Source organism: Mucilaginibacter sp. P1_D10 (assembly GCF_056406215.1).
Map to the genome: position 1 here is coordinate 20,644 of NZ_JBFUAP010000003.1, position 24,853 is coordinate 45,496.

The following is a 24,853-nucleotide window of genomic DNA, read 5'->3' on the forward strand; positions in this document are numbered from 1 at the left end:
CATGAAAAATCTACTGTCATTAGTCGTTTTGTCTTTTATCGCAGCAACGCTTCAAGCCCAGGATATGCCCGCCGATAGCGGCACTTTTTTGCTGCATAAGTTTGAGCAGCGCATAGGCAAGGAAACTTATAAAGTTTATAACTACAAAGACTCCAAAAAGTACGTCATCGATTTTAAGTTTGTGGATAGGGGTAGCCCGGTGCCGTTAAAGGCCACCATAAAAGTAAACCCGGTTACCGACCCGCTGGAGTTGGTGATAAAAGGTAAAACCTCGCGCTTTTCAGACGTGAACGATTCTATCAAGGTAAACGGCAACACGGTTGTCATCCGCGTAAACGATTCTACCTACAGCAAAAAACTTTTGCCTTACTCGTTCCCTATTACGGGTTACTCGCCCGCTACGGTGCAAATGCTGCTGCTGAAATACTGGAACAATAAAAAGCAGCCCGCAACCATCAATACCCTGCCGTTCGGTTCCCTGCAGATAAAAAAGGCAGGTGCGGATGTGCTCACCTTCAACGGCAAGCCGCTGCCGCTTATACGCTACACCATCAGCGGCTTGATTTGGGGCGACGAAACACTGTGGACCGACAATGCAGGCAAGCTGATGTGCATCCTTACCATTGATGCCGAGGGTGATAAAACCGAAATGATGAGCGAACCCTACGAGGCGCTATTGCCCGAACTAATCAAACGCGCTGCTGGTTATGGCATGGCGGCTTTCGCCAGATCTACGGCGGTGCCTGTAAAGGGACTCGGGGTAGTGGCAATTACCGGCGGCAACATTGTTGATGTAGTGAACGGTGTTGCTATCCCCAACGGGGTATTGATACTGAAAGACGGCATCATCGCCAAGATAGGCAAGGCTGGTACAGTTATACCAAAAGGTGCGCAGGTGATAGATGCTAAGGGTAAAACCATATTGCCCGGCCTTTGGGACATGCACGCCCACTTCGAGCAAACCGAATGGGGGCCGGCCTACCTGGCAGCCGGCGTAACCACAGTGCGCGATTGCGGCAACGAACTGGGTTTTATAGATGCCATTCAACGCGCGATAGATAGCGGCAAAGGCATAGGCCCAAAGATATTAATGGCGGGGATTATTGACGGCAAAGGTCCTATGGCCTTAGGTATTATCCAGGCCGATACCAAAGAGGAAGCTATCAGGGCGGTGGATACCTACAAAGCCCGAGGCTTCGACCAGATAAAGATTTACAGCTCCATGAAACCGGCTATAGTAAAAGCCGTTTGCGACGAAGCACATAAGCTTAGCCTCACGGTAACCGGCCATATCCCCAACGGCATGACGCTGAAAGCAGGCGTAGATTCGGGTATGAACATGGTGAACCACATGCAATACGTGTACAGCATGATGAAACGGAACAAAGACCGCTCGGTAAATTTTGAAGACTCCATCAGCATAGCAGGAATCAAATTTTTAGTCGACCGTAAAGTGGTTATCGACCCCACAATTGGTGTTTATGATATGGCCTACCGCAATGTAAAGGACGATATCACCCAAATGGAACCGGCTTTTTATACGCTGCCATTGCCGCTGCAAATACAATTTAAAAACACGGGAGAAGATTCGGCAACTGCTGCCCGCTTTAAGCCGCTGCTCCAAAGCCTGAAACAATTGGTAAAACGCCTTTACGATGCGGGTGTGCCTATTGTGGCCGGTACAGATATGGGCTTCCCTGGCTTTAGTGTTGACCGCGAACTGGAAATATACGTAGCTGCTGGCCTAACACCGGCACAGGCGCTCAAAACGGCTACCATCACCCCCGCGCAGGTAATGGGCCTCGATAAAAAGACGGGCAGCATAGCCATCGGCAAAAACGCCGATATCATCATCGTAGATGGTAACCCGCTAACTAATATAAGCGATATCCGTAATGTGAAAGTGGTGATAAAAGGCGGCAAAGTTTATAGCCCGACCGTGTTGCACAAGATGGTGGGCTTCAGTACACGATTAAAGGATTGATAGATTAACACGATTTTTTGTTGCTGCTGTCGCGAGTTTTAGATTGAAAGGAGTTAATGAAACTTACAACTTTATACAGGCCGGTTGGCCCTAAAGAACTTAAGCTGATAGAAGAATCGGGCTGGAAACGGTTTCCGAAGCGATTGATAGAGCAACCGATATTTTATCCGGTAATGAACGAGGAATACGCCGCGCAAATTGCCCGTGATTGGAATGTACCGGCATCGGGTTCGGGATTCGTAACCAAATTCGATTTGCCTGCCGAATACCTGAAGAAATACGAAGTGCAAAATGTTGGCGGGCGAATCCACAATGAGCTATGGGTGCCTGCGGAAGAACTAGAAGAATTTAACAACCATATTGTGGGAGAGATAGTGGTAACACAATCTTTTTACCCTGCGCAGTGAGATAAGCTATTTACGCTTGCTTTGTTAGCGTATCCACATACTTCAGGATATCGGGCATCCTGTGTTCGCCCTTCATTCCTTTGATAAGCGCAGCGGCTTCCTCAGGGTCCATGCCAATGGCGGATACGAATAAAGGGTTCTTGCTTTGTCCGCGTTCCACAGGAATTACTTTTTGCTCCGTATTTTTAAAGGATGTTTTGGCAACGCCGATTACCGGGATGTTCCCGCCTAGCGCTTCCCAAAGCTTACCGCCCAAACCAAATGAGCCTTCATTGTCGATATAAACGTTGCCATCGACTATGACAATGTCTATCTGCTCGAGGCCCGCCTGTTCTATTATTTTTAAGATGCAGGGCAATTCTCTCTTATAAAATTCTCCGGGTACGTAGGGTTCTATGTTTTCAACACTCAAGCTGATGGTTTGCGCTGCAACAAGGTCGTCCCAATAAAACAATGCCCCAACGGCTTTAGCGGTATCTTCGAGGTAATAAACATCTATGGCTAAGACCTTCTTTAAAAGGTAATCGTAGTTAAAATTAGGCTTTGGGCCATGATAATACTGAAAAGTTAAATCCCCTATTTCATCCCATTCACTGGAAAAACCGTACCAGCGGTTATATCTCTGGAAAAGTTCTTTTTTCTTTTGGCCATTCTGGTAGTAATCACGTCGAGCCCCATCTTGATGGCCATCTTTGAATTCTTCTTCTGCCACTATGGCGCCGTTATCGTAATACTCTACTATAGTACCGTTAAACGGAATTCCCGCATAAAACAAATACTCGCCTCCACCCACGTCAAAGCCGTTGTGTTGCAAATCATCATATAATATTCTTAATTCCATTATGCTAATCTACACAGTGTTGACTTTGAATAACGATGTTAGTAGCTTAATTACACCAACTCCGGCTTAAATCGCTTCGCCAATAACCCCGTGGCTTTATCCAAATCAACCTCCGCAACGGCTACACCCGCTTCGCCGTAAGGCTGATAAGCAAGGCAAACGCCATCCGGCGCAATAATGCAAGATGCTGCTTCCTGGTATTTAGTGGCGTAGCCTACGCTGGCGAAGTAGATGGTGTTTTCCATGGCGCGCATCATAATGGCTTTTTCGTAGTAGGGGCTGTGCTTGTCGCCCCATTCAGTTAGCTGCACGCCCTCGGTATCACTGCCCGTAAAATGCGGGTGGAACACTACTTGCGCACCATTACGCGCAGCCCATCGCACAGATTCGGGGTAGCGGAAACCTTCGTGGCAAATGGTAATGCCGAATTTTAGGCCGTCAGCTTCAAATAGGCTGCGTTCTATGCCGGCCGTCCAAATGTTGTCTTCGCTTGGGTCTAGTTGGTTTTTGGTTTGATAGCCTAACGGTTCGCCGGTTTTTGATACAACCCAGGCAACATTCAGCAATTTGCCATCCTTGTACCAATCCATCGGGATGATGATGCAGATGCTGTTTTCAGCAGCTATCTCGCAAATCTTATCTAATGCAGCCTGCATGTTTTCGGGCGTGGCCTTTTCCGCGCCGAAACCGGGGTAACCGGGCAGGTGAGTCTCGGGAAAGCAAACTACCACGGCCTGTTTGTCCGAGGCTTCTTTGGCTAGTTTTGCTATCCAACTGATGCCATCGGCTATTGATTTTGGGTAGGGTGGGGAGGCGACTGCTATCTTCATGGTGATACTAAGATAGTCCAACGGGTTTAAATATCGAATAGTTTGGTGGTGATTTTACCGCAAAGAGCTTAAAGTCTTGCGAACGGATGAGCGCAAAGAGCGCAAAGCCTTGCGAGTTTGCAAAAAAGTCTTCAGATCTTTTATGAAGCTCAATAAGCTTTGTCCTCTTTGCGTTTTTTTCTTTGCGACCTTTGCAGTTAAATCAACCCTACAAGCTCTTCAAATATTTTATCGTCTCCGGTATTTGCTTAGCATGGTCGGGGCTTTCGTCTTCGATGAAGTAGTGCCGGATGCCTACCGCTTTGGCGGCTTTCAGCACTTCGGGGATATTGATTTGTCCGGTTCCCAAGGCCACGTCGTTTTTGATGTCGGTGCCGCCGGTAAGGTCATTGGCTATGCCTTTGCGGATGTCTTTCAGGTGCATAAGCCTCCAACGGGTAGGGTATTTCAGCATCAGTTTAGCCGGGTCGGCACCGCCGTGGAAAGCCCATAGCACGTCCATCTCAAATTTTACGTATTCAGGGTTAGTGTTCTTCACGATATAATCGAACAGAGTGCCATCTTCGTATTGCCCGAATTCGTAGCCATGTATATGGTAGCATAGCGTTAGGCTGTTAGCTTTAAGCGTACGCCCCGCTTTGTTGAGGCCGGCCACGGCTTTTTTGGCATCGTCGATAGTGAAAGTTTTGCCATGAGGCAGCCAGGCCACCATCACAAATTGCGAACCCAATATACCTGCCATACGCACGGCTTCCAAGGGTTCTTTTACCAGCAGATCATAATCTACACCGATGGATGGCATGCTGATGCCGCGCTTATCCAGCATCTGCCTGAACTTGTAAATATCTACGCCCTTTGGGTTTGGGCCTTCCATTTGGGTAATGCCCAGTGCTTTTACGCTATCTAAAACAGCCTCGGGCCGGGCAGAAAAACTCGCGCGATAGGTATAAGCCTGTATGCCTATGGGGGCAGTGAATAAACTTTGGCTCGTTTGAGCAACCTTTGCCGATTGGGGTACCGAGCAGCCCGCAAGAGCAAGCGTCGCTGTAATATAGAGGAAAGATGTTTTCTTCATGATGTATTTGATAATCAAAATTAAGGTTTTTTGTTTTAACGGCTTATCCCGTTCCCTGTTCGAACGCATTAAATCAGCGGTTTAAATGCCGCCTGTCCCAACACAACCATTAAGCAAATATTAATGCATTATAATGACAATATGTTTAAACACAATTAAGATAAAACCTTACCTTTGCGGCTCAATACAAGTGCATGAGCGATTCGATAAAGCATGAGTGCGGAGTAGCATTTATCCGCCTGTTAAAGCCGTTATCCTTTTACCAAAAAAAGTACGGCACGGCGTTGTACGGCATAAACAAATTATACCTTTTAATGGAAAAACAGCATAACCGCGGGCAAGATGGCGCGGGCGTTGCAACCATTAAACTGGATATTGAACCAGGCAAGCGATACATCAGTCGGCATCGGTCGATGGCGTCGAACGCGGTGGCCGATATCTTCGAGTATATACAGAAGAAATTTGCCGAGATAGAGAAAGAGCAGCCTGAAAAAATGAAGGATGCTGAATGGCTCAAAGAACATGTAAGCTTTACCGGCGAAGTTCTCTTGGGCCATTTGCGTTATGGTACGCACGGCAAAAACAGCATCGAAAGCTGCCACCCCTTCCTGCGCCAAAACAACTGGATGACGCGTAACTTGGTTATTGCCGGTAACTTCAACATGACTAATGTTGATGAGTTGCTGCAGCAACTGTACGATCTTGGTCAGCACCCTAAAGAACAAGCCGACACGATTACTGTGCTGGAAAAAATGGGTCACTTCATCGATACCGAGAACCAGGGCCTTTTTGACCAATACAAACGCGAAGGGTTGGACGACAACCGCGAGATAAGCAAGTTGATAGCCAATGATATGGATGTGGCTAAGATTTTGCGGAAATCGGCCAAGAATTGGGATGGTGGTTACACCATAGCCGGTATCTTGGGCCACGGCGACGCCTTTGTAATGCGCGACCCGGTTGGCATACGCCCCGCTTACTATTATTATAACGACGAAATTGTAGTGGCCGCTTCCGAGCGACCTGCTATACAAACCGCCTTTAATATCCCCATTGACGAGGTTAGGGAGATACGCCCGGGCCACGCGCTTATTGTTAAAAAGAACGGTAAGATTACCGAGGAGATGTTTAGCGAGCCGAAGGAACAGAAATCATGCTCGTTCGAGCGGATTTACTTCTCTCGCGGCAGCGATGCTTCTATTTACCGCGAGCGTAAGCAATTAGGCAGGTTGCTTTGCCCGCAGATATTGAACGCTGTTGATAACGACATGAAAAACACTGTGTTCTCCTACATCCCAAATACAGCCGAAGTGGCTTTTTATGGCATGGTAGAAGGGGTGCATAAATACATTAAACAATACCAGCGCGACAAGTTGCTTAACCGAGAGGATAAGATAAGCGAGGAAGAATTAACCGAAGTGCTGAGCATGGCGCCGCGTGTTGAGAAGATAGCGATTAAGGATGTTAAGCTGCGTACCTTCATTACACAAGATGCCGACCGTAGCGAGATGGTGGCCCACGTTTACGATACCACTTACGGCCTCATCAAAAATGATTTGGATACTTTGGTTGTTTTAGACGATTCCATCGTACGCGGCACTACGCTTAAACAAAGCATCCTGAAGATATTGGACCGCCTTGGCCCTAAAAAGGTGGTGGTGGTTTCTTCTGCCCCGCAGATTCGCTACCCGGATTGTTACGGTATAGATATGTCGCGCATGGGCGAATTCGTTGCCTTCGAGGCAGCGATCAGCCTGTTGAAAGATGCAGGCCGCGACGATGTGATACTGGGCGTTTACCAAAAATGTAAAGATAGCTTGAAACTGCGTAAAGAGCAGGTTACCAATTACGTACAAGCCATATACGAGCCATTTACCGATCAGGAGATATCAGACCGTATTGCGCAAATCATCACTCCAAAAGGTGTAAAATGTGAAGTAAAGGTGCTTTACCAAACCCTGGATAACCTGCATATTGCCTGCCCCGGCCACGCCGGCGATTGGTACTTCAGCGGCGATTACCCAACCCCGGGCGGCAATAAAGTAGTGAACCGCGCCTTCGTTAACTGGATGGAAGGAAAGAACGAGAGGGCGTATTAAGGATTTAGTGAGCAGAGAATGGTGCGTAGAGATTAGTTGCTCATCGATATAATAAAAGAAAGGCGAAGATTTTGATTTTCGCCTTTTTTTGTGCTTATTAGGTTGTGATGCAATTGACTACATTGCGTTTGTGAAAACGAAATTCAAATTTTGGCCGTACATTTTGATAATTTTGGCGTTAGTATTAGCACTTACAGCGATAACGTTAATGGTTGTAACAGGCCATGCCCTTAACCCAAATATGTCGTTGGCAGCTTTTTTGGTTGCCTGTTTATTCTTTTTATTTACATGGACCTGGTTTTTTTTTGGCGAGTTACGAACAAAGGTTATTGCTGTCGAAATCAATTCGCATGAAATAACCGTTAGAAGGTATCTTGGTTTGTCATTTAAAAAGACGTTTCCTATTGATGCGTTCGATGGATATAAAACCTCTATTTTGTCGTCCAAATCAGGGAGCTATGAGTACCTATACTTGATAGCCAACGGCAAGAGAGTGATTAAGCTTTCGGAGTTTTATCACGAAAATTATAAAGAGTTAAAGCGAATTCTAGTTAACAGGCGGTTTAAAAACCTGGGGTTTGAAAGTTTTAGTTATTTGAACGAATTAAAGGATATGTTCAAATAAGAGCTTCCTGCGAAATTATGTAATAGGCGAATGACATTCCTTCGCCTATTCGGTTTCCTAACCTCTGGTCTCCGCCTCCAATCTCGGGCTTATAGCCCAAATTGCTTAAAATGGTGGTCCAAATGCTTGTATTGTAGCTGGTCCCATTCATGAGTAGTTAAAGGGCCAAAAAATGGGTGCGGCCTTTTGGTGATGGCTTCGGGGCCGCCGGCTGCCATGCGACTGATGTAAGCGGCAAGTTTCTCTTTCTCTGTACCGAAATCCGGCTGGTGCTTTATGCGGGCCTCTTTAAAGGTGGGCAAATTCTTGTCGAAAGGCGCATCGCTCAATAACTTCTTCTTGGCCATTTTGCCGAACAGGAAACCGATGATGCCGCGTTTAACTACCAGCTCTTCGAAACCTAATTTGATGGGTACCTGGCAGTGCGCCACCATTTGCGAGGCATTCATTTTACCCCAAAGAGCAGGGGAGGTAGGTGTTAACTTATCGAGCCGGGCAAGGAGCTCCTGGTTATCAGTTATGTTGTATAAACTTTTCATTGTGCGCGATTAGGTGGTTTTATACAAATATACCCGGAAGATGCGCAGAAAAGATGAAATGTTACGGGGGCCTTCTAAAAATTCTATCAGATTTAGCTATGGGTCTCTGTTCCTGGTGGCGAGAAAACATAGTGGGTAACCAGCCTATCCACCAATACCAGCGATGCGATGATTAAGGCAATGCCGGCCACCTGGTTTAGGCGGTGCACCAGTCTTACCGATATCTTGTCGCGCAGCTTATCGGCATAAAAGGCCTTGGTGGTATCCAGCCCGAACTGCACCACGAGTATGGTGATGAACATAATGGCTATTTTGAGCGTGCGATTATGCACGCCGCCATGGTAAACCGTACTGGCCGCGCCTATTACTACCGTCCAATGAAATAGGATGGTAGGGTTGAAAATGCACATCAAAAAGCCTTTGAAGAAATACCCGGCACGGTCTACGGCCGAGGGTACAGTGTTGGAGTAGTTAACGTCGCTTTTCTTGAAAAGATAATAAACGCCTACGGCAAAAAGTATCAGGCTGCCTAAAACGCCTATAAGGGTCTTGGTATGCGGCGCTACGGTAAACAACTGCGAACCAAAGAGTATAGCCCCCACAAACACCACATCGCTGCATACCACCCCAAGAGCCAAAGCTACGCCTGCATGGAAGCCTTTTTCGATACTGGTTTTAATTAAAGCGAAAAAAACCGGGCCGGTTAAAAATGTTAATACCAATCCAAACCCAATCCCCGAAATAATGGCTTCTATCATTAAGTTAGGCGTATATATTGCTTTCTATCCAGTTAAAAAAATCAGGACACTAATATGCAAACTTTTATCTGTTAAACACAAAACATAACGTTGTGATTTATATTTTGAAAAAATTAATGCCTAATTATAAAAAATGAATTAAGTTTAGTGCTTCAAACTTACCAAGTTATTACTATAACCTAATTTAAAAAATGGAACAAAACAACTCAAAAAATTATGGGTCGGCACTGCTTACGCTTATTACGGTATTCTTTTTCTGGGGATTCGTGGCGGCAAGTAACGATATTCTGATACCAGTATTCAAAGAGAAACTTAATTTAGAGCAGTGGCAATCGCAAATGATATCGTTTGCGTTTTATGTTGCGTATACAGTTGGCGCTATTATTTACTTCTTTGCATCGAAGGCAATTGGCGGCGATATCCTGAACAGGATAGGATATAAAAACGGTATAGCGCTTGGTTTGATACTTTCAGCATTGGGTACATTATTGTTTTATCCAGCTGCCGAAAGCGCTTCATTTAATTTAATGATAACCGGTTTGTTCATTGTGGGGCTTGGCTTCTCGTTGCAGCAAATTGCGGCTAACGCATTGGTGGTCGCATTGGGCGACCCTAAAACTGGTGCCCAGCGTTTAAGCTTAACCGGTGGCGTAAATAACTTTGGTACCACCATTGGCCCACTTTTGGTAAGTCTTGCTATATTTGGTTCGGTATCTGCCAATACGCAAGTAGCCAGCATTAGCGCTGTAAAGTTCCCATACCTTATTTTAGGCGCGTTATTTATTTTGGTTGCCATCATTTTCAAATTCTCAAAGGTTCCAAATAAAATAGAGGCTGTTACAGACCCGATTGCCTCACCAACAGACACCGCTGTTACCGTTGTACCGGATAGAAAAGGCCCTTTTAGCTACTCGCAACTAACTTTGGGTATGATAGCAATATTTGTTTATGTGGGTGTTGAAGTATCAACGGCAAGCAACCTGCCGGAGTTTATGAAACAGAAGCTGCACACCCCTACCGGTAATATAGCCCCCTTCATCTCTTTGTACTGGGCAAGTTTAATGATAGGCCGCTGGACCGCATCAATAGGTGCCTTTAATTTTGCGGACAGCACTAAGAAAATATTACGTTTCGTTATGCCTTACATTGCGTTCGCGGTATTTTTAGCAGTTAATAAACTGGCTCAGCACGATCTGACACCATTTTATATTTATGCTTTTGTTATCATTGTTTTAATCATTGCAGACCTTTTGAGTCGCGGCAACCCTGCGCGCCAATTGCTTATATTTTCGTTATGCGGTATTACTGCATTATTTATCGGTATGTTTTCTTCGGGCATGGTTAGTGTGTTTGCATTTACCAGTGTTGGTTTGTTCTGCTCAACTTTATGGCCGTGCGTTTATACGCTTGGCGTAACAGGTTTAGGCAGGCATACTAATCAAGGTTCCAGCTTTTTGATCATGATGATTATGGGTGGCGGCTTTATAAGCTTATTGCAAGGTTATCTTGCAGACAACGTTTTGGGTATTCAGTGGTCGTACCTTGTAGGTGTAGGCTGTTTTGCTTACTTAGCGTTTTATGCAGTGAAAGCAAAAGCCACGCTGAAATCACAGGGTGTTGATTTTGATAAAGTAGAATTACAAGGGGCACACTAATTAGAGATTAGAATTTCCTGATCAGAGGTTAGTTGGTTTTTCCGGCTAACCTCTTTTCTTTGTATTCATAAACATCTAAGTTTAACCAATCGCTAACTTCCGATCTCTAATCAACTAACATGAAACCCACTTTCGACCATATTTTTATGAACCTGGCTACCGACCTCGCCAAACGCTCGCATTGCGTTAAGGCCCAGGTAGGTGCAGTGTTGGCTAAGGATACGCGCATCATCTCCATTGGCTATAACGGCCCACCTGCAGGCACCCACAACTGCGATGAGGAGTTCCCCGAGCACGGTTGCGCGCGCGATAGTAAAGGCAGCTGCTCGCTTGCCCTGCATGCCGAGGAGAACGCCATACTATACGCCGTAAAGAATGGTGCCAACCTGGAAGGCGCTACCTTATACACCACGCTATCGCCATGCCTGCCGTGCGCAAGGCTTATCTTTTCTGCCGGCATAAAGCAGGTTTACTTCGATAAATCTTACGCGCAATACAAAGGCCTTGCCAGTGATGAGGGCGTTGATTTTCTGAATAAGTTTGGGGTGAGCGCGGTGAAGGTTGTTTGAAGTTGAAACGTTGGAAAGTTGCAATGTTGAAAGGTTAGGAGAACCAGTGTAGTAACACAATCTCTAATCAACGGAATCATTTAATCAATAAAATCAACGGTTCAGACAATCAACGGCTCCACCTTATCCAGTGCAAACTGCAGTTGCTGCTCGGGAGTGAGGTTGGTGTTATCTAATATAATGGCATCTTCGGCGCGTACCAGGGGGCTTTCGGCGCGGGTGGTATCAGCGTAATCGCGGTGGGCCAGATTCTCGAATACCTCTTCCAGCGTAACCTCCGGGTTTTTCGGGTGTATCTCTTTATAACGGCGTTCGGCGCGTACTTTTGGGTCGGCGGTCATGAATAACTTTACGGGCGCATGTGGAAAAACGGCGGTGCCTATATCGCGGCCATCCATCACGATGTTTTTTGATTTGCCCATGCGCTGCTGCTGCTTTACCATTTCGCGGCGCACCTCTTTAAGGGCCGATACCGCACTCACCTTTTCAGATACCGGCATCTGGCGTATCTCTTCAGATACCTCTTCATCGTTTAGCAGGATGTGCGATTCGTAATCGCGCGAGTGGAAGTTGAGGTGGATGTTTTTCAACGCCTGCTCTATCTGCGCATGATCGGCCATATCTACGTTGTTCCGCAGGAAATACAGCGCAACGGCACGGTACATGGCACCGCTATCAACATAAATAAAATGGAGTTTTTTGGCCAGTGCCTTGGCCAGCGTGCTTTTGCCGCATGATGAGTAGCCATCTATCGCTACTATAATGTTATTGCTCATCGGGTGCGAAGTTACGTTTTTTTGCCCGCCTTTTGCAATTGCATAGTATTCGACCGGGCGCAGCTGTTCCACTTTTAATGTGGAGCACTTATTTTTAACTTAGTATTGATAGTCAAACAGTTATAGTTTTTTGTGGAACACTTTGGAACATCCCTGCTGTTGATATAAACCTTGTAATTTGTTTATTATTAATAGGTTAAGCAAATGCTGCTTCGTCCGATTTTTTGAGGTGGAACACCCTTTGGAATACCTCCGCCACGCTCATCAACTAATTTATTAAATTCGCGCTATGAATTTTGATAAGGCCGGGCTGCAGAAAACAATCAGCTATAAAACATCGCGCAGCGGCGGAAAAGGCGGGCAAAACGTAAATAAGGTATCCAGCAAGGTAGAGCTGTTGTTCGATATAGAAAACTCGGTGCTGTTTACCGACGAGGAGAAACTATTGCTTAGCCAAAAGCTGCAAAGCCGTTTCAATAAAGACGGGCTGGTGCAGGTGGTTTGCGACGAGGAACGCAGCCAGTACCTCAATAAAGAGATAGCCCTCGAACGCCTAATGGTGTTGCTTGCCAATGCGTTGGTTAAACCCAAAGTGCGCAAGAAACTTAAAGTAAGCAAAGCCGCCAAACTGGCCCGGCTGGACAACAAAAAAGCCCAGGCCGACAAAAAAGCTACCCGCAAAAGGGATTTCGATTTTTAATTAAACCTGTACGCATTAGCTTTAAGAAGGCTAATCCCAACCCTTTCTCCCGAAGAAAATAGCTGAAATTCCAGGTTTTTTATGCCCCTTTTTTGTAAAAAAGGGGTCTGTTTAGCCGTGAATTTCCGTGAATTTCGACTTTTAATTAAACCTGTACAATAGCGTGGCCGAACCCCATTGATGGGCATGCGCCATATATTTTACGTCGCGCGTGTTAAATATGGCTGCTAAGCCGTACACAAACCTGCCGCTTACGTAATTTACGCCCACCTCATTGCTGAAAACAAAATGGCGGATGTCTTTGGTCACTTCCATGGTGCCGGGCACAGGGTGGTCTTTAAACATGCTGCCTTGTATAGTGGCATCATAACCTACCACATTGGCCTGGGGCTTGTAATACAAGAAAAATTCGTGCTCATGCAGCAGGCTGTTCTTACCTTTAGAAACTGTGCTTTGCGTGCTGGCCGACTGGAACAACTGGTTTAAGTTGCCGAAACGGAACAGTAAGCCCGTGCCTGCACCAACAAAGCCGGTGCCCAGGTTGGCGTACGAAGCGCTGGTGACATCTATCCAGCCATCGCGGCCGATGAGCTTATTGTACTCGCCACCTATGTTTAAAACAAAGCTGTTGCGTACCTGGTATTCCCAGCCCTCGGGCGGGTAAAAGCCGAAGGTGCGGTGAATGGACTCCTGTATGCCCTGGCCGCCTGCTGCGGGGCCGATAACGCCAACTTTGGCACTCAGTTTTAAATTACTTTCGTTTTTGTATAGTAGGTTTAAGGATGCGCCTGCGTATAGGTAGCCCGCAAAAGGCCTATCCAGATAGTCGACCGATGGTATGGCGGCAGATTGCGGGTTGAATAGCTTTTGCCCGACTTCCAGGCCGAACACCTTATTGGCTAGTTTATCATTCTTGCTTGCATCTAACGCGGCGCGGTAATAGGCAAATATACCGTTGGTATAGTACCTATCGCTGCCCTGTGCCAAAAACGAATCATTATCAGATTGCAGGCCGAATTCGTGGCCACGGGTTTGCGCAAACGTGCTGCTTGCTGCAAACAGGCAGGCGGCAAAAGCTAATAGTTTAATTTTCATCAAAGGGTTATAAAAGCTTCGCTAAAATAGAAAATCAATATCATTTAACTTTGGTAGGCTTTGTTTTATTTTTGAAGGTATAGCCAACACCTACGTATGGCCAAAAGGGGAGGGGTTCATTTTTAATAATAAAACTGTTACCCACACGGAAGTTAATACCGCCCTTTAAAGGCTGGTAGCGGTAACCAACGGTTACGGAACCTATTACCCCGGACCCATACTGCTTAAATTTTGTTGACTCCGGAAGCGAGGGGTTGCCAAATAGAGGGGTATAGTCGGTTTTAAAATCATAATAATAGGTTGCCCCGGCACCAATTTCAAAAAATTTATCCTTTTTGCCGAAGAGGTAATTAAGCAAAAAAGGCACGGCCAGGGCTTTTTCGTTATCTATAAATACGTAAGTTAAACCAATGCGTGCACCCCAGCCGTTCCGCTGTTTCTTAAAGCGGGTGTCGTAATTAAACGAGTAAAAAGAACCCGGTCCGGCGGCCTCAAAATAAACGCTTTTGGCCCGTTGGTTCAGCAGTTTGTTAAGCGAGTCTTTTTTGAGGGAGTCTTGTTGTGTTAATTTTGCCGGGCTTGCTTGCTGGGCATGTAAGCCATAGGAAAACGATGTAAATACCAGCGTAGCAGCAAGTAATAATTTCCTCATTTTAAATAGGTGGTTTATTTTTGAAGATAAAAGGATTTTGGCGCAAACTTCAGGGTTTAAAAAGGTGCCAAAGCCGCAACGTGTTTATTAAAAACAATACCCGAAGCTCACATAGGGCCATGGTACAAACTGCTCCGAATTGATAATCGGGCTAACGCCCCCCCTGAACATAAATCCGCCATCGGCAGGCTGGTAGCGGTAGCCAAAGTTTAAGCTGCCAAAAATCCCGCTTTCGTTATTGCGGCCATAGTAGATATCGTTTGTGCCGTCCTCGTAATTATACGAGGCATTAAAAAACACGGTATTAGAGTTTACGTTATAATACGTTATACCGGCACCTACTTCAAAATACTTGCCTTTTTTCCCTAATAAGTAATTTATAACAAGGGGCACGGTAAAAAGGTGATCGCCGCCATCGGCAAAATAGCTTATGCCTATGCGGCCACCAAGGCCATCCTGCCGGTTTTTAAAACGAGTATCGTAGTTGGCGGAATAAACCGCGCCCGGGCCCAATAATTCAAAATAAATACTTTGCGCCTTTTTGACGGCGTAACTGTTTTGAGTAGAATCTGCCGGGGAAATTTTTTGCGCAAATGCCGTGGAAGCAAGTGTGGTAAACAAGGCAATAATAGGTAGTAGTTTAAACATGATAAGGATTTAAGTTAAGGGAATATAATTTGAAATATTATGATTTGGTTAAAATAGCTCCACAAATATACAGCACGGGTATCTGCACTTTATATTTTGTGGGGCTTAAAACCGGTATTACTTTACTGTATAGCGGTACACATACCTGCCCAGGTTACCTTCGGTATCCATACCTTCTATAATGGCTTTGTAGGTGCCGCGGCCATCGGCATTGTAAAACTCTACAAAGGTGGCACCGGTTACCTTATCGGTAAGCACTTTTGGGCTCCAGAAAACGGTGCTGCGTAAATCGCCGCCAAAGGTGCCTGGTTTGGGCACATCATACTTGGGCGAATAAAACTCTCGTGCAACGGCATAGCCTGTTGGCATTATGGTTAGGATATTTGGTGGCGGTATCAATTCCTGCAAATCGGCAAAAGAAATCTTGGTGCCTTTTTCCTGCTTTTTAAGATTTATCTCCACGATGCCCGAGGTGCCATACAAATCGTCGATACCGCTGAGGCCAGGCGTTTTAAATACCTCTACCGATTCTACATTGCTGGTGGCTACGCCATTCAGGTACAACAAGTCAACCGGCATGCCGTTCACGAAGATTTGTAACGGCTTTTTATCCTGGCTGTTGTAGTTCTTCATGAAATAAATCTTATTCTGATCTATCGTAGTGCCCAATATATAGCTTTGCAGGCACAGTGCCAGGTTGGTGCAGTTGCGTAGCGACGAACCGGCGATCTGCTGATCGGCCAGCATGGGCAGGCCTGTAAAAGCGGGGAAGTCGTTATGACCCACTTTTTTTGCAGGGGCGGCCTTTATCACTACCTCTTTCAACTGGTGCAGGTTGTTGAATTGCTTTAAGCTATTCAGCAGGAAGTTCTTCATCGTGGTATCTATATTGGCCACTTCATCAAAAGCCATATTATTCCTGGTTGGCAATTGGTAGGTTTCGGGGTTGGCGGTTACCACCAGATTTTTGCCGTTTGCATTGGCCCGGGCGGTGATAATAACCTTAGATGAATCGTTGAAGTTGAGTTTAGAGAAATGGTAGTTGCCCACCATATCGGTAACGGTTTCGGCATAAAAATTACGCGATGGTATTTGCAGGCGCAGGTAGCCTTTGGCTATCGTCATGCCGGTGTTGTTGCGCAGCACGCCACTTATCTCCAGCCCGTTCTGCTCGGGGAAAACGGTAATCTGCGGCACTTTATCCGTTATTACGTTGCGGTAACTCAGGCGGCGGTAGCCCTGCGTAAGCATCAAAATATCCAGGTTTTCGGCGGCGTTGGCATCCTTGCTAATGAAGTAATAGTTTGGCTTTTCGATGTAGCCCTTCAGGTCAGACGTGAGCAGGGTACTGGTTAGTATAGTGGTTTCGGCGTCATCGTCGAACGGTACTTTCGTTTCGTCTATAACCGACACCGAGAAGGTGCCCGCAACCGGCAGCGCCTTGTTTTTGGCGGTTATGGCCAACCTCACCTTTTGCCTGATGGCGTACGATTTGCTGGCCGAGTTGATGTTGAGGGTAAGAGCATCGTTATGCTGGATGAAAACCACACGCTCGCAAAGGGCAACGCCATGGTCTGTGAGCAAGGTAAGCTGTACAATACCGGTAGGGAACTTATTTTTGGGGATGCTGGCGCTGTAAATAGGCGCATCTAACTTAGTTTGCGCGGCAAAATAAACCGCGCCGCCGTTTTGGGCAATAATATAATACAGCTTGCCCTGGTTAAGCGGGAAATAGGTAGGGTTGGCGGATATTTTGATGTTGAGGTTATCGCCATCGTTATTGAAAACCGAAAGGTTTATGCCCGATGCCCTGATGCGCGGCAAATCATAAGTGCCTTTGCTGCCATCGGCATATTCTATATTGGCTTTATAAGTCTTGCCGGTTTCAGGCATCAGCGCAAATATACCCATGCCCAGGTGCTGCGAGGCCAGGTTGGCCACTACATTGCCATCATTATCGGTTACGGTGCCTTTTATATTAATGCCCAGCCCATTGCTGTTGATGGCTTTAAAAGCTACTTTAGAGCGCACGCCGGTGATCAACTCGCCGCCTTCGGGGAAAAACTGGATATCTTTATCAGAAGCCGCTGCTTTAAGCGGGAAGGTGCGCGTTACGGTTGTGCGGTTGCCCATATCAATTATCGCAACCAAATTGGCCCCTTTTAACGCTGTAGCCGCGCCGCTGAATTCGGCGTTCAGCAAGCCGTTCTGGTCGGTAGTGCCTTTGCCTTTGCTTAGTTCCTCGTTATTGGCCACCACCGTCCAGCTTACCTTTTTCCCGGCCAGGGCAAGGCCCTCCTTAGGGTCGAAATAGGTAATGCCTGCGTTTACTTTGGTAAGGCCCGCCGCTGCGGCAGTTGAGGTAAAGGCGATGTTGGTGGCTACGGTTTTATCTACGGCGTTGCCAATTACCAGGTTTTTATTGAAGAAGTAGTCCGCGTCGTAATTGCGCATATAGGCGGTATAGGCGCGCAGGTGGTAGTTGCCCTGCTTAAATTCTGCAGTGGTAAGCCCAATATTGCCATTGGCCACGCCATTTACCACGGGCAGCTTAAGATACCGCATCATAGAATCCTGGCTGTTAGCAATATCCACATAAACAATATTGCTTAATATGGTTGGCGAGTGCTGGTCAATAGTTACGTAGGCTTTAAACCAAATGGTATCGCCGGCGGCATAGTAGGGCTTATCTAAATGCAGGTAAACCTTCTCGAAAGGGTAGGAGGTAACAAGCTTTGTTGTTTTGGCAACTATGGTGTTGAGGCCAATTGTATCGCGTTGGGCAAATACAGGGGTGCAGGCTACGAGGAATAGTATAAAAAAAGCAAATCTTTTAAAGTTCATTTGTGTTGAAATGTGGCCGGGCTAAGATAAACATTTAGCTTTACGGCGTGTTGAAAGCATGGGCGATTTAACATTTTATAACAGTATTGTTAGATAAATAGTATGGCAATAGAAATAGAACGGAAGTTTTTGGTTGATGGGGACTTGTGGGCGTCCTTGGGCAAACCGGCGGGTAAACTGTTTAAGCAGGGTTATATCCTTAGCGATGATAAGCGCACCGTACGCGTGCGCGTAACTGATGAGGCTGCCTACCTTACCCTTAAGGGCAGCACCACGGGCATCAGCCGCAACGAATATGAATACGTAATCCCCATTGCCGATGGCAACGAGATACTGGCCGGCCTAACGATATCGGCCATAGAAAAGATGCGGTATTTTATACCTTTTGGTAATCACCTGTGGGAAGTGGACGTGTTCAGCGGCGATAATGAGGGCCTGATAGTGGCCGAGATAGAATTGAGTAGCGAGGACGAAGCCTTCGAAAAGCCCGAATGGGTTACTACCGAGGTGAGCGACGACCACCGCTACAGCAACGCCAGCCTATCGGTAAGCCCTTATAAAGACTGGGGCGGCAAAAGCCTGTAAACGGCCTTGCTGTTAAAACAACAAAACCTGCTCAAATGGCAGGTTTTGTTGTTTTTGGTATAGTGCTATTTACCAGCCGCTGCCTTTTGTAGCTGCGCCTGATGCGATGTGTCCTTCTGCGGTAGCTTTACCCATTATAGCTGCCATTTTGTTTCCGTCTGCATCTTTACCTGTTGCAATGTAACGACCCGATTTGATATCGATAACAGGATCTATCATTGGAACATTCTTGGTTTTGGTTTTTACTGAATAGGCGGTAATGCCTCCTGATTGTGCTGCCATGTTTTTTAAGTTTTTTTAGTGTAAACTGTATTAATTGAAATTTGTTTTGTTGCCCGCCGTAATAATTTAGGTTTGCTACGGGCGTTATTGGTTAAAGCAGGCAAGTTATGTAATAATAATTAACTAACAAATTTTATGCAGCTTTGTTATTTTTTGTTGGTAATTAAGCTATAAATGGCCGAATCGAGGAAGCGGCCGTCGTAAAAATAGTTCTCCCTGAAATAGGCCTCGCGCACGAAACCGTAGCGTTCCAGCGTACTGATTGATGCCCGGTTTGAGGGGTTTACGTTTGCTTCAATGGAATGCATGTGCATTACTTCGAAAGCATATTTAATTGCCTCATTCATAGCTTCCTGCATTATGCCCCTGCCCTGGTAGGCGGGGCTAAGCATATAGCCAATTTCGGCCCGGTGGTTTTCCTTATCCAGCCGCCAAAAGCATATGTTGCCTATGGCGAGGGGGTTGCCATTAAGGCATATACCCCACATAATGCCGTCATTTTTTTCGTGCTGCGTTTGTACCACTTTTATCCATTCTGTTACCTCTTCAATGGTTTTTGCAGGCGGCCGGTCGATATATTTCATCACTTCGGGACTGCTTCGCAGCGTAAAAAAGGCTTCCGCATCTCCAAAATTAATGGCGCGCAGCGTTAAGCGTGGGGTTTGCAGTACCGGGAAGGGGTGCAGGTTTACCTGGAGCATAGGCTTGTTTGAGATGGATAAATATAACTGATAATAGCTATCGGAAGCATAATCCGAATAAAAATCTAACCATTTGCCGCTATAATTGTTGTATAATTATGCAAACACTGATGAACAATATGAAACCCTATATTTTGATAGTTGGCCTGGCGCTGGCATCATGCACAGGCAATAACAACAAAACTGCGGATACGCTAAAAACCGACAGTGGTAAAGCCGATAGCGCGAACGCTAAACTGAAAGCACCGGCTCAAAATATGGAATATTGCTTTTTGCATACCGATGGCATGAATGCGGAGGATACCACGGCTGTACATTTAATCATAAACGGCGGAAAGGTAACCGGCGACATGTATTGGCTGCCAAAAGAAAAGGATAAGCGAAAAGGTACCCTTACAGGCACTACAGATGGGAATATTATAAAAGCGCAATGGCATTTTATGCAGGAGGGGCAAAGAGATTCGGTTGCGGTGGAGTTTAAGCTGTCGTCGCAACAGCTGGCGCAGAAATCTTCGATGCTCGATGCAAAAACCGGCCGCGAAGTTGTAGACCCGAAAGCCGATTATATCACCATATATAATATGGATACCTGCGGAAAGTTTAAAAAGTAAAGCTATTTAGGGCAAGGCAGCTTGCCCGGTTTACTGATACTGATTGAATGCGCTATGCTTGTGGTGCATTTTTATTTTAGCCCGTTTTGTGGGTTGTAGCTCTTGCCGGTAACTACCGCAACAGGTATTGCTTGCGGTGGATACAAAACAGGGCGGTAGTGTTATGATTAGTCGGCCTGACCGATGTCTTTTTTAGTATCTGCTTGCCCGATATCTTTCTTGGTATCTGCCTGGCCGATATCTTTCTTAGTTGAAGGCTTGGTGGTAGTTGTATCGCGTTTTATAGGTGCTGTAGTGGTGAATGCCGAAACTACGCCTGTGGTTAATATAAGTGCTGCTGCTATGATTGTTTTTTTCACGATTGCTTTTTGTTAGGGGTTATTATGCGCTGCTTTTATTTGTGGGTAGAAGTATAATTAGTCTGCCTGACCGATGTCTTTTTTAGTATCTGCTTGTCCGATATCTTTCTTGGTATCTGCCTGGCCGATGTCTTTTTTGGTTGATGGCTTGGTAGTAGTGGTATCGCGTTTTGCAGGTGCCATAGTGGTGAATGCTGAAACGATGCCTGTGGTTAATATAAGTGCTGCTGCTATTATTGCTTTTTTCATGATTGCTTTTGTTTTGGGGTTTTGTATGTTATTGTGAGATTTTTTGTTGTATGATTTAATTAGTCTGCCTGACCGATGTCTTTTTTAGTATCTGCTTGTCCAATGTCTTTCTTGGTGTCTGCCTGGCCGATATCTTTCTTAGTTGATGGCTTGGTAGTAGTGGTATCGCGTTTTGTGGGTGCTATAGTGGTGAATGCCGAAACGATGCCTGTGGTTAATATAAGTGCTGCTGCTATGATTACTTTTTTCATGATTGTTATTGTTAGAGCGTTTTGTATGTTATTGTGAGATTTTTTTGTCGTGGTAATTTAATTAGTCGGCCTGACCAATGTCTTTTTTGGTATCTGCTTGTCCGATATCTTTCTTGGTGTCTGCCTGGCCAATGTCTTTTTTGGTTGATGGTTTGGTAGTAGTGGTATCGCGTTTTGCAGGTGCTATAGTGGTGAATGCCGAAACGATGCCTGTGGTTAATATAAGTGCTGCTGCTATGATTACTTTTTTCATGATTGCTTTTGATTGGGGGGATGTTATTGTGAGATTTTTTGTTGTATGATTTAATTAGTCGGCCTGGCCAATGTCTTTTTTAGTATCTGCTTGTCCGATATCTTTCTTGGTATCTGCCTGTCCGATATCTTTTTTGGTTGAAGGCTTGGTGGTAGTTGTATCGCGTTTTGCAGGTACGATGGTGAATGCCGAAACGATGCCGGTTGTTAAGATTAATGCTGCTGCGATGATGGTCTTTTTCATGTTACGTGTTGTTAGGGGTAGTTTTTTGTTTATATTATTATTTGTGGTATGTCTTTGGTGTTTCCTGATCGAAGTTTTAATTAATCGGCGGTGCCAATATCCTTGCGGAATGGGGTTGTGCTATGTTCAATGGCCGATGCGGTTGGCTGCGGGTTTACCTCTTTTGTACAAGAGAGCAGTATGCCGGTACCTGCGAATAATGCTGCGATAAATATCTTTTTCATATCAGGGGTTTTTAACGGTGATTAATCTGCAATGCCAATGTCTTTACGGAAGCCGATAGACGGTTTCAGTATTACGCCGAGCGCGGTGCCGCTGCTTTTTGTAATGCAGGATGCCATTATGCCCGAAAGTAAAATCAACGCTGCCATGCAAATTTTTTTCATGTTGTTTAATAGTTTAAATTTTATTAAAAATTAATTCGCTTGCTGCATCTGTTATTAGCGATATTACGGGGCTTTTTGGGCTTTTGTAATCAATAGTTTATAATTTCAATCAGCAGAAAATGTATTTTTTTTGGCGCAAAAATAACGTAATAAATAGCTTATAACTTATTGTTATTCAGTTATTTAAGCAACACAAATATAAATATGTTTTTTAATTTTCGAGTAACTATTTCATTTTTTTTTCTTCATTTTTTTTCTAAATTTAATACAAACATCCATACTTAGTATTTATTTTATAACTTTCACGGCATTTCAATGTATAGAGCCCCGATGACTAAAATTTATCCCCTGATAATTCTGTTGTTTATTTGTTGTTCTGTTAAAGTTAATAATGTTTATGCAGATATTAACTCAAGGGATACATCAGAGGTAATCAAACTGAATAAACAGGCATTAGATAACCGTTATACCAGCCCCGAGCAAACCATAGAGGTAGCCAACAAAGCCCTGGCGCTTGCGCGGGAGTTGAATTATAACCGGGGGATAGGGGAGGCTTACAGGGTAATAGGCATAGGTAATTATTACCTTAACCAGGCCGGCAAAGCCATTGATAATTACCTTAAGGCACTTGATGTTTTCAAGGCCACTAACGACCTCCGCAACCAGGCTAAAGTGCTCAACAACATTGGTAACCTGTACCTGGACAATAATAAAGACAAGGCGCTGGAATACCTTAACCAGGCTTTGGGTATAGCCCAAAACATCAACGACCAATCGGTAAAAGCATCCATTATGATGAACATTGGCAACGTGTATTACCGCAACAAAAGCTATAACCAGGCCCTTACTTATTACGATAAAAGCAATGTGATGTTCTCTGCCCTGGGCGACTCGATAAACCTGGTGCAGGTGCAGCAAAACAGAGGCGTTATCTACTACAACCTGCACGAATTTGATAAAGCCGAAACACTGCTGCTCGCAGCCAATAAAGCCGGCAAAGAGCTCGATCTGAACAAGCCTGTTGCCAGTACCAACCTTACCCTTGCTACGCTTTACATAGCGCAGGGGAAATTTGATGATGCCAGCCGCATGGTAACCGAAGGGCAGGCCTATGCCAAGGTGCTGAAAGATGAGAAGCTGACCAATGATTATAATTACATCATTTACCAGCTGGAATCGAAGCGTAAGAATTACGAGAAGGCGCTGTATTACCTGCAGCTGATCTTCAGGCAGGATAGCGTGATACACAGCTCTAACGAATCTACGCAGATAACGATGTTGCAGGAGCAGTACAAGCAGGCAGCCATGCAGCGAGAGAAGGATGCCATTATACTGCAACAGCAAAATGATAGGATTAAATTTTGGGCCGTAACAATAGTTGCCGGCCTTTTGCTTGTAGTGATCGCTTTACTGGTAACCAACGTAAAACGCAAGGCAAATACCAACGCCAAACTAACCGAGCTGAACGGCGAGGTATCTAAGCAAAAAGATAACCTGAATAGGGTGAACCATCACCTGGAAGAAATCATCGATGAACGAACGAAGGATTTGCAGGTGAAGAATAGGAAATTATCAGAATACTCCTCTTACCTTTCGCACCAGATACGCGGGCCAATCGCCACCCTGCGCGGCCTCATGAATCTGGAGAAGGAAGGGTTGGTTGATGAGAAAGAATGCATCAAAATGATGGATAAATGCGTATCAGACATCGATCAGAAAATCATCGAAATGAGCGATATGCTGAACGACAGCGGCAAAACCGTTTATTAAATCCCTAACCTTAGCTTAGCGCAGGCCAGGTAGCGTGTATCTGCGCCTCCAACAAACCCAAATACAGGCAGTATATGGATATCATATGCAGAATAAGCAGTTGCTTGTGCCTGCGGTAGCCCTGTGTTTCAAAAGCCAGCGTTTCTTTGCCCGCGGTTACAAAAAAGCGTACCTCGCCTTTACGCGGCTTAAACCTCGATTTCAGCAAGTCGAACGCCTTCACTTTCAACTTAGTTGCCGGATCGTGTATGGTGCCGTTTTTTACTGCATCATCATTGGCTATAGATATCATGTAGTTGCTCATGTAGGCTTTGTTTATGTTTAAACAATGGGTTTACACTCCAAGGGTATTGTTTTTGTTTCCCTCCGTGGATAGGAATTGCACAGGCCGTGGCCCGTATTGTCCAAAAGCGATTCCCCCTGGTTATGTACCTGTAAGCCATAGATATGCCAAACAGCGCCAAAACGCATAAAAAAAACCAATGATTTCATCCAGTGTAATTCTGTTAAGTTTTACTCAAGTTATTTACACAGTATGAAATTTTGGATTTAATCGTAAAAAGCCAACTGTTTTGTTTACTAAACAGTTGGCGCTGGTTTATTACGAAAGATGATTTTTGTTCAGCAACTCTTCGTACAGCAAAATTACTTTGCGCTGCAGGTTGGTTATTTCGGTTTCCCTATCCAGTAATTTCTTTTGGATGATGTTAAGGCTCACATCTTGCGTGCTGGGTTCTTCTACGTATTCAAGCGAAAGCAGGTTAACCACGCTTACTTCAAAAATGTTGGCTATCTGCTCAAGCCTCGATAAATTAATATCGGTAACGCCAGTTTCGATTTTAGAAAATGCAGGGATAGAAATACCTAAGCGGCTGGCAACGTCTTCCTGGCTCCAGCCGCGATCGTGGCGGAGCGTACGGATGTTTTTACCGGCCGATTTGTTGGTCTTCTTTTTGATAGTTTCGCTCATCATGTACATAAAAATTAATTAATGGGAAATAGGGTATTAATACCTATCCAAATGGAATGCCATTAATCAAAATGTGCCCCTATTGCGTTATATTAA

General features: G+C 45.2%; 31 protein-coding genes. 10 read left to right on the forward strand and 21 right to left on the reverse strand.

Annotated elements, in window-relative coordinates:
- Position 1 precedes the first annotated feature (1 nt).
- Together AC1DYT_RS04645 and AC1DYT_RS04650 are read left to right on the forward strand one after the other, a co-directional pair.
- A complete protein-coding gene (locus tag AC1DYT_RS04645) occupies positions 2-1,984 on the forward strand; it encodes an amidohydrolase family protein (RefSeq protein WP_477468482.1) in 1,983 nt (660 codons plus the stop codon).
- Positions 1,985-2,040: 56 nt separating this feature from the next.
- On the forward strand, positions 2,041-2,391 hold the full coding sequence (locus tag AC1DYT_RS04650) for a hypothetical protein (protein ID WP_477468483.1): 351 nt from the start codon (positions 2,041-2,043) through the stop codon (positions 2,389-2,391).
- 10 nt (positions 2,392-2,401) lie between these two features.
- Here AC1DYT_RS04650 and AC1DYT_RS04655 read toward each other — a convergent pair whose 3' ends face one another.
- The 3 genes from AC1DYT_RS04655 to AC1DYT_RS04665 form a co-directional block, all read right to left on the reverse strand.
- Positions 2,402-3,232: an endonuclease V gene (locus AC1DYT_RS04655; RefSeq protein ID WP_477468484.1), complete on the reverse strand. Its 831-nt coding sequence runs from the start codon at positions 3,230-3,232 to the stop codon at positions 2,402-2,404.
- A 50-nt stretch (positions 3,233-3,282) separates the two neighbouring features.
- Complete coding sequence (locus AC1DYT_RS04660; protein ID WP_477468485.1) at positions 3,283-4,062, reverse strand: carbon-nitrogen hydrolase family protein; 780 nt, start codon at positions 4,060-4,062, stop codon at positions 3,283-3,285.
- Between the two features lie 208 nt (positions 4,063-4,270).
- Positions 4,271-5,137 (reverse strand): sugar phosphate isomerase/epimerase family protein, encoded by an 867-nt coding sequence (locus tag AC1DYT_RS04665; RefSeq protein ID WP_477468486.1) that lies wholly within the window; start codon positions 5,135-5,137, stop codon positions 4,271-4,273.
- A gap of 194 nt (positions 5,138-5,331) precedes the next feature.
- On the opposite strand from AC1DYT_RS04665, the gene AC1DYT_RS04670 reads away from it, so the two are divergent.
- Positions 5,332-7,236: an amidophosphoribosyltransferase gene (locus tag AC1DYT_RS04670; protein WP_477459212.1), complete on the forward strand. Its 1,905-nt coding sequence runs from the start codon at positions 5,332-5,334 to the stop codon at positions 7,234-7,236.
- A gap of 172 nt (positions 7,237-7,408) precedes the next feature.
- Positions 7,409-7,861 (forward strand): hypothetical protein, encoded by a 453-nt coding sequence (locus AC1DYT_RS04675; protein WP_477468487.1) that lies wholly within the window; start codon positions 7,409-7,411, stop codon positions 7,859-7,861.
- An 89-nt stretch (positions 7,862-7,950) separates the two neighbouring features.
- Here AC1DYT_RS04675 and AC1DYT_RS04680 read toward each other — a convergent pair whose 3' ends face one another.
- Both AC1DYT_RS04680 and AC1DYT_RS04685 read right to left on the reverse strand, forming a co-directional pair.
- Positions 7,951-8,400, reverse strand: a complete 450-nt coding sequence (locus AC1DYT_RS04680; protein ID WP_477468488.1) for a DUF1569 domain-containing protein — start codon at positions 8,398-8,400, stop codon at positions 7,951-7,953.
- Positions 8,401-8,492: 92 nt separating this feature from the next.
- The gene (locus AC1DYT_RS04685) at positions 8,493-9,158 is read right to left on the reverse strand and encodes a LysE family translocator (RefSeq protein WP_477468489.1); all 666 of its coding nucleotides are present in this window, start codon (positions 9,156-9,158) and stop codon (positions 8,493-8,495) included.
- Positions 9,159-9,349: 191 nt separating this feature from the next.
- Between AC1DYT_RS04685 and AC1DYT_RS04690 the strand changes: the two genes are divergently transcribed.
- Both AC1DYT_RS04690 and AC1DYT_RS04695 read left to right on the forward strand, forming a co-directional pair.
- Positions 9,350-10,813, forward strand: coding sequence for an MFS transporter (locus tag AC1DYT_RS04690; RefSeq protein WP_477468490.1), 1,464 nt, complete (start codon positions 9,350-9,352; stop codon positions 10,811-10,813).
- Positions 10,814-10,932: 119 nt separating this feature from the next.
- Entirely contained in the window at positions 10,933-11,382 is a 450-nt protein-coding gene (locus AC1DYT_RS04695) for a deoxycytidylate deaminase (RefSeq protein ID WP_477468491.1), read from the forward strand.
- A gap of 101 nt (positions 11,383-11,483) precedes the next feature.
- On the opposite strand, the gene cmk is transcribed toward AC1DYT_RS04695, so the two are convergent.
- On the reverse strand, positions 11,484-12,158 hold the full coding sequence (cmk, locus tag AC1DYT_RS04700; RefSeq protein WP_477459206.1) for a (d)CMP kinase: 675 nt from the start codon (positions 12,156-12,158) through the stop codon (positions 11,484-11,486).
- A 289-nt stretch (positions 12,159-12,447) separates the two neighbouring features.
- Here cmk and arfB point away from each other — a divergent pair, with 289 nt between their 5' ends.
- A complete protein-coding gene (gene arfB / locus AC1DYT_RS04705) occupies positions 12,448-12,858 on the forward strand; it encodes an alternative ribosome rescue aminoacyl-tRNA hydrolase ArfB (protein WP_477459205.1) in 411 nt (136 codons plus the stop codon).
- A gap of 141 nt (positions 12,859-12,999) precedes the next feature.
- Here the strand turns inward: arfB and AC1DYT_RS04710 are convergent, their stop codons facing one another.
- From AC1DYT_RS04710 to AC1DYT_RS04725, 4 genes are all read right to left on the reverse strand, one after another.
- Positions 13,000-13,953, reverse strand: a complete 954-nt coding sequence (locus AC1DYT_RS04710) for a lipid A deacylase LpxR family protein (protein WP_477468492.1) — start codon at positions 13,951-13,953, stop codon at positions 13,000-13,002.
- 40 nt (positions 13,954-13,993) lie between these two features.
- Positions 13,994-14,605: a hypothetical protein gene (locus tag AC1DYT_RS04715; protein WP_477468493.1), complete on the reverse strand. Its 612-nt coding sequence runs from the start codon at positions 14,603-14,605 to the stop codon at positions 13,994-13,996.
- Positions 14,606-14,692: 87 nt separating this feature from the next.
- Positions 14,693-15,253, reverse strand: a complete 561-nt coding sequence (locus tag AC1DYT_RS04720; protein WP_477468494.1) for a hypothetical protein — start codon at positions 15,251-15,253, stop codon at positions 14,693-14,695.
- Positions 15,254-15,370: 117 nt separating this feature from the next.
- Entirely contained in the window at positions 15,371-18,097 is a 2,727-nt protein-coding gene (locus tag AC1DYT_RS04725) for a carboxypeptidase regulatory-like domain-containing protein (protein ID WP_477468495.1), read from the reverse strand.
- A gap of 102 nt (positions 18,098-18,199) precedes the next feature.
- On the opposite strand from AC1DYT_RS04725, the gene AC1DYT_RS04730 reads away from it, so the two are divergent.
- A complete protein-coding gene (locus AC1DYT_RS04730) occupies positions 18,200-18,682 on the forward strand; it encodes a CYTH domain-containing protein (RefSeq protein ID WP_477459201.1) in 483 nt (160 codons plus the stop codon).
- A gap of 69 nt (positions 18,683-18,751) precedes the next feature.
- On the opposite strand, the gene AC1DYT_RS04735 is transcribed toward AC1DYT_RS04730, so the two are convergent.
- Complete coding sequence (locus AC1DYT_RS04735; RefSeq protein ID WP_133235335.1) at positions 18,752-18,964, reverse strand: hypothetical protein; 213 nt, start codon at positions 18,962-18,964, stop codon at positions 18,752-18,754.
- Positions 18,965-19,110: 146 nt separating this feature from the next.
- The gene (locus AC1DYT_RS04740) at positions 19,111-19,665 is read right to left on the reverse strand and encodes a GNAT family N-acetyltransferase (RefSeq protein ID WP_477468496.1); all 555 of its coding nucleotides are present in this window, start codon (positions 19,663-19,665) and stop codon (positions 19,111-19,113) included.
- Positions 19,666-19,763: 98 nt separating this feature from the next.
- On the opposite strand from AC1DYT_RS04740, the gene AC1DYT_RS04745 reads away from it, so the two are divergent.
- A complete protein-coding gene (locus AC1DYT_RS04745) occupies positions 19,764-20,276 on the forward strand; it encodes a hypothetical protein (protein WP_477468497.1) in 513 nt (170 codons plus the stop codon).
- Between the two features lie 167 nt (positions 20,277-20,443).
- Here AC1DYT_RS04745 and AC1DYT_RS04750 read toward each other — a convergent pair whose 3' ends face one another.
- The 7 genes from AC1DYT_RS04750 to AC1DYT_RS04780 form a co-directional block, all read right to left on the reverse strand.
- Complete coding sequence (locus AC1DYT_RS04750) at positions 20,444-20,635, reverse strand: hypothetical protein (protein ID WP_477468498.1); 192 nt, start codon at positions 20,633-20,635, stop codon at positions 20,444-20,446.
- Between the two features lie 57 nt (positions 20,636-20,692).
- Entirely contained in the window at positions 20,693-20,884 is a 192-nt protein-coding gene (locus AC1DYT_RS04755; protein WP_477468499.1) for a hypothetical protein, read from the reverse strand.
- 59 nt (positions 20,885-20,943) lie between these two features.
- Entirely contained in the window at positions 20,944-21,135 is a 192-nt protein-coding gene (locus AC1DYT_RS04760; RefSeq protein WP_477468500.1) for a hypothetical protein, read from the reverse strand.
- A gap of 61 nt (positions 21,136-21,196) precedes the next feature.
- Positions 21,197-21,388, reverse strand: a complete 192-nt coding sequence (locus AC1DYT_RS04765; RefSeq protein WP_477468501.1) for a hypothetical protein — start codon at positions 21,386-21,388, stop codon at positions 21,197-21,199.
- 54 nt (positions 21,389-21,442) lie between these two features.
- On the reverse strand, positions 21,443-21,631 hold the full coding sequence (locus AC1DYT_RS04770; RefSeq protein ID WP_477459193.1) for a hypothetical protein: 189 nt from the start codon (positions 21,629-21,631) through the stop codon (positions 21,443-21,445).
- Positions 21,632-21,711: 80 nt separating this feature from the next.
- Positions 21,712-21,855, reverse strand: coding sequence for a hypothetical protein (locus tag AC1DYT_RS04775; RefSeq protein WP_477468502.1), 144 nt, complete (start codon positions 21,853-21,855; stop codon positions 21,712-21,714).
- 21 nt (positions 21,856-21,876) lie between these two features.
- Positions 21,877-22,017 carry a hypothetical protein gene (locus tag AC1DYT_RS04780; RefSeq protein ID WP_477459191.1) on the reverse strand — a complete coding sequence of 47 codons (141 nt, stop codon included), beginning with the start codon at positions 22,015-22,017 and terminating at the stop codon, positions 21,877-21,879.
- Positions 22,018-22,347: 330 nt separating this feature from the next.
- On the opposite strand from AC1DYT_RS04780, the gene AC1DYT_RS04785 reads away from it, so the two are divergent.
- Complete coding sequence (locus AC1DYT_RS04785; protein WP_477468503.1) at positions 22,348-23,787, forward strand: tetratricopeptide repeat protein; 1,440 nt, start codon at positions 22,348-22,350, stop codon at positions 23,785-23,787.
- Between the two features lie 10 nt (positions 23,788-23,797).
- On the opposite strand, the gene AC1DYT_RS04790 is transcribed toward AC1DYT_RS04785, so the two are convergent.
- Entirely contained in the window at positions 23,798-24,091 is a 294-nt protein-coding gene (locus AC1DYT_RS04790) for a hypothetical protein (RefSeq protein WP_477468504.1), read from the reverse strand.
- A 297-nt stretch (positions 24,092-24,388) separates the two neighbouring features.
- A complete protein-coding gene (locus tag AC1DYT_RS04795) occupies positions 24,389-24,760 on the reverse strand; it encodes a helix-turn-helix domain-containing protein (protein ID WP_477468505.1) in 372 nt (123 codons plus the stop codon).
- Positions 24,761-24,853 lie beyond the last annotated feature (93 nt).

What these genes read in the sequence shown, in the direction of transcription:
- AC1DYT_RS04745 (WP_477468497.1), top strand. Translation starts at nt 19,764, where the DNA reads ATGCAAACACTGATGAACAATATGAAACCCTATATTTTGATAGTTGGC.
- AC1DYT_RS04650 (WP_477468483.1), top strand. Translation starts at nt 2,041, where the DNA reads ATGAAACTTACAACTTTATACAGGCCGGTTGGCCCTAAAGAACTTAAG.
- AC1DYT_RS04680 (WP_477468488.1), bottom strand. Translation starts at nt 8,400, where the DNA reads ATGAAAAGTTTATACAACATAACTGATAACCAGGAGCTCCTTGCCCGG.
- AC1DYT_RS04655 (WP_477468484.1), bottom strand. Translation starts at nt 3,232, where the DNA reads ATGGAATTAAGAATATTATATGATGATTTGCAACACAACGGCTTTGAC.
- arfB (WP_477459205.1), top strand. Translation starts at nt 12,448, where the DNA reads ATGAATTTTGATAAGGCCGGGCTGCAGAAAACAATCAGCTATAAAACA.
- AC1DYT_RS04665 (WP_477468486.1), bottom strand. Translation starts at nt 5,137, where the DNA reads ATGAAGAAAACATCTTTCCTCTATATTACAGCGACGCTTGCTCTTGCG.
- AC1DYT_RS04710 (WP_477468492.1), bottom strand. Translation starts at nt 13,953, where the DNA reads ATGAAAATTAAACTATTAGCTTTTGCCGCCTGCCTGTTTGCAGCAAGC.
- AC1DYT_RS04645 (WP_477468482.1), top strand. Translation starts at nt 2, where the DNA reads ATGAAAAATCTACTGTCATTAGTCGTTTTGTCTTTTATCGCAGCAACG.
- AC1DYT_RS04790 (WP_477468504.1), bottom strand. Translation starts at nt 24,091, where the DNA reads ATGAGCAACTACATGATATCTATAGCCAATGATGATGCAGTAAAAAAC.
- AC1DYT_RS04735 (WP_133235335.1), bottom strand. Translation starts at nt 18,964, where the DNA reads ATGGCAGCACAATCAGGAGGCATTACCGCCTATTCAGTAAAAACCAAA.
- AC1DYT_RS04775 (WP_477468502.1), bottom strand. Translation starts at nt 21,855, where the DNA reads ATGAAAAAGATATTTATCGCAGCATTATTCGCAGGTACCGGCATACTG.
- AC1DYT_RS04785 (WP_477468503.1), top strand. Translation starts at nt 22,348, where the DNA reads ATGACTAAAATTTATCCCCTGATAATTCTGTTGTTTATTTGTTGTTCT.
- AC1DYT_RS04715 (WP_477468493.1), bottom strand. Translation starts at nt 14,605, where the DNA reads ATGAGGAAATTATTACTTGCTGCTACGCTGGTATTTACATCGTTTTCC.
- AC1DYT_RS04740 (WP_477468496.1), bottom strand. Translation starts at nt 19,665, where the DNA reads ATGCTCCAGGTAAACCTGCACCCCTTCCCGGTACTGCAAACCCCACGC.
- AC1DYT_RS04720 (WP_477468494.1), bottom strand. Translation starts at nt 15,253, where the DNA reads ATGTTTAAACTACTACCTATTATTGCCTTGTTTACCACACTTGCTTCC.
- AC1DYT_RS04695 (WP_477468491.1), top strand. Translation starts at nt 10,933, where the DNA reads ATGAAACCCACTTTCGACCATATTTTTATGAACCTGGCTACCGACCTC.
- AC1DYT_RS04725 (WP_477468495.1), bottom strand. Translation starts at nt 18,097, where the DNA reads ATGAACTTTAAAAGATTTGCTTTTTTTATACTATTCCTCGTAGCCTGC.
- AC1DYT_RS04755 (WP_477468499.1), bottom strand. Translation starts at nt 20,884, where the DNA reads ATGAAAAAAGCAATAATAGCAGCAGCACTTATATTAACCACAGGCATC.
- AC1DYT_RS04660 (WP_477468485.1), bottom strand. Translation starts at nt 4,062, where the DNA reads ATGAAGATAGCAGTCGCCTCCCCACCCTACCCAAAATCAATAGCCGAT.
- AC1DYT_RS04730 (WP_477459201.1), top strand. Translation starts at nt 18,200, where the DNA reads ATGGCAATAGAAATAGAACGGAAGTTTTTGGTTGATGGGGACTTGTGG.
- AC1DYT_RS04685 (WP_477468489.1), bottom strand. Translation starts at nt 9,158, where the DNA reads ATGATAGAAGCCATTATTTCGGGGATTGGGTTTGGATTGGTATTAACA.
- cmk (WP_477459206.1), bottom strand. Translation starts at nt 12,158, where the DNA reads ATGAGCAATAACATTATAGTAGCGATAGATGGCTACTCATCATGCGGC.
- AC1DYT_RS04760 (WP_477468500.1), bottom strand. Translation starts at nt 21,135, where the DNA reads ATGAAAAAAGTAATCATAGCAGCAGCACTTATATTAACCACAGGCATC.
- AC1DYT_RS04795 (WP_477468505.1), bottom strand. Translation starts at nt 24,760, where the DNA reads ATGATGAGCGAAACTATCAAAAAGAAGACCAACAAATCGGCCGGTAAA.
- AC1DYT_RS04780 (WP_477459191.1), bottom strand. Translation starts at nt 22,017, where the DNA reads ATGAAAAAAATTTGCATGGCAGCGTTGATTTTACTTTCGGGCATAATG.
- AC1DYT_RS04690 (WP_477468490.1), top strand. Translation starts at nt 9,350, where the DNA reads ATGGAACAAAACAACTCAAAAAATTATGGGTCGGCACTGCTTACGCTT.
- AC1DYT_RS04670 (WP_477459212.1), top strand. Translation starts at nt 5,332, where the DNA reads ATGAGCGATTCGATAAAGCATGAGTGCGGAGTAGCATTTATCCGCCTG.
- AC1DYT_RS04770 (WP_477459193.1), bottom strand. Translation starts at nt 21,631, where the DNA reads ATGAAAAAGACCATCATCGCAGCAGCATTAATCTTAACAACCGGCATC.
- AC1DYT_RS04765 (WP_477468501.1), bottom strand. Translation starts at nt 21,388, where the DNA reads ATGAAAAAAGTAATCATAGCAGCAGCACTTATATTAACCACAGGCATC.